The organism is Streptomyces sp. NPDC059455 (assembly GCF_042750115.1).
Taxonomy (GTDB): Bacteria; Actinomycetota; Actinomycetes; order Streptomycetales; family Streptomycetaceae; genus Streptomyces; species Streptomyces endocoffeicus.
Genome location: NZ_JBHYVB010000028.1, coordinates 50,856 through 52,981, shown reverse-complemented (window position 1 = coordinate 52,981; position 2,126 = coordinate 50,856). Strand labels below are relative to the sequence as shown.

Annotated in this window: 1 protein-coding gene and 1 pseudogene; one reads left to right on the top strand and one right to left on the bottom strand. The window is 73.9% G+C overall.

Annotated elements, in window-relative coordinates; translation table 11 throughout:
• Positions 1 to 94 precede the first annotated feature (94 nt).
• Positions 95 to 1,476 (bottom strand): annotated as a pseudogene (locus tag ACFXB5_RS12930) (ATP-dependent helicase); the annotation flags it as partial.
• Positions 1,477 to 1,706: 230 nt separating this feature from the next.
• Between ACFXB5_RS12930 and ACFXB5_RS12925 the strand changes: the two are divergent.
• Positions 1,707 to 1,949, top strand: a complete 243-nt coding sequence (locus tag ACFXB5_RS12925) for a mycoredoxin (protein WP_201855291.1) — start codon at positions 1,707 to 1,709, stop codon at positions 1,947 to 1,949.
• Positions 1,950 to 2,126: the final 177 nt, after the last annotated feature.

Here is a 2,126-nt window from a genome sequence, read left to right as displayed (position 1 = left end):
TCACACCCCGGGGGGGGGGGGGGGGGGGGGGGGGGCCCCCCCCAATCCGCGCCCCCCACCCTGTGGGGGGGGGGGGCCCGGGGGGGGGCGCCCGGTGATTTTGGGGCCCCCCCCCACCAGGGCGGCCAGGGACTCCCAGCGGTCGCGCACCGCGCCCGAGCCCGACGGGGGTTCGGGCGTCCAGCCACGGGTGCCCAGCACGGCCCGCACCTGGGACGGGATATCGACGTCCGCCAGCTCCGGGTCGGCGCTTCCGCCACGGGCCGCGCCGCGCAGCAGCAGCCCCGCCTCGCGCACCTCGGGCCGCTCGAAGAACCGCTCGGCGCCGCGCAGCTGATAGGGCACCTGGGCATCGGCCAGCGCCTGCTCATAGAGCTCCGACTGGGCGTTGACCCGGTACAGGACCGCGATCTGGCTCGCCGGGATCCCGGCGCCCCCCCGCTCGACCGGGGTGATCAGCTCCCGGATCCGGCGGGCGGTGCCCTCGGCCTCGGCCGGCTCGTCCGCATAGGCGGCGTAGGCCGGGTCGGGGCCCGCCTCCCGCTGGGAGACCAGCTCCAGCCGGTGCTCGGCGGCCCGGCCGCGGGCCTGGGACAGCAGCCCGTTGGCCAGGTGGACCACCTGGGGGGTCGAGCGGTAGTCCCGGATCAGCTTGACCACGGTGGCCCTTGGGTGGCGGGTGCGGAAGTTCAGCAGATGGTCGGGGGTGGCGCCGGTGAAGGAGTAGATGGTCTGGCTGGCGTCGCCGACCACGCACAGGCTGTCCCGCTCGCCCAGCCACAGATCCAGCAGCCGCTGCTGCAGCGGGCTGACGTCCTGGTACTCGTCGACCACGAAGTGCTGGTACTGACGGCGCACCTGATCGGCGATGTCCGGCCGCTCCTGGAGCACACCGACCGTGAGGAGCAGCACATCCTCGAAGTCGATGACGCCGCGGTCGCGCTTCAACTGCTCATAGGTGGCGTAGATCCGGCCGATCTCGGCGGCGTCCCGGGGGGCCTCACGGCCGGACTTGGCGGCCACGGCCGGATAGTCCTCGGGCACGGTCTGGGTGACCTTCGACCATTCGATCTCGCCGGTCACATCCCGCAGCTCATTGCGGTCCAGCCGGACCCGGCACCGGGCCGCGGCCTCGGCCACGAGCTGCACCTTGCGCTCGACCAGCCGCGGCACCTCACCGCCGACCGCCTTGGGCCAGAAGTACTGCAGCTGGCGCAGGGCCGCCGAGTGGAAGGTACGCGCCTGCACCCCGCCCGCGCCGAGCTGCCGCAGCCGGCCGCGCATCTCCCCCGCCGCGCGGTTGGTGAAGGTGACGGCCAGCACACTGGCCGGCTGGAGCATCCCCGCGCGCACCCCATAGGCGATCCGGTGGGTGATGGCGCGGGTCTTGCCGGTGCCGGCCCCGGCCAGCACGCACACCGCGCCGTGCAGGGACGTCGCCACCTCGCGCTGCTCGGGGTCGAGCCCGTCGAGCACCGCGTCGGCGTCACGCGGCGTGGCCGCGTAGGCACCTGGCGTGGAGCCGTGCGGGAACAGAGTGGAGGACGTTGCTGCAGTCACCCCGCCATGCTGCCAGGTCCCCTGAGGCGCCCGGTGCCGGTTGTCCACAGCCATGGCCTTCCGGTCATATGAATCCGGGAATGACCGGCGGAAGGTGAGCGTTCACCTTCTGCCCACCCACCACGACCCCGAGGAGAAGAAGACCGATGCCCGGCACTGTGACGATGTACAGCACCACCTGGTGCGGCTACTGCCGACGCCTGAAGGGGCAGATGGACCGCGAGGGCATCGCCTACACCGAGATCAACATCGAGCAGGACCCGGAGTCCGCGGCCTTCGTCGAGAAGGCGAACGGTGGCAACCAGACCGTGCCGACCGTCCTCTTCCCCGATGGGTCGACCCTGACCAACCCGTCCCTGGCGCAGGTCAAGGCCAAGGTCGGGCACTGAGCCGACGGTCTCCGAGCCGCCCCCGCGGGCTCTGACTCAGCCCCGCGGCAGCGGCTCGCCGTACCAGACCTCGATCAGCCGGGGGGGGGGGGGGGCGGGGCGCGGGGGGGCGCCGGCGCCCCCCCGCCGCGCCGCCCGGCACGCCGCGCGCCGCGCACGCGCCCCGACCCACGGCCG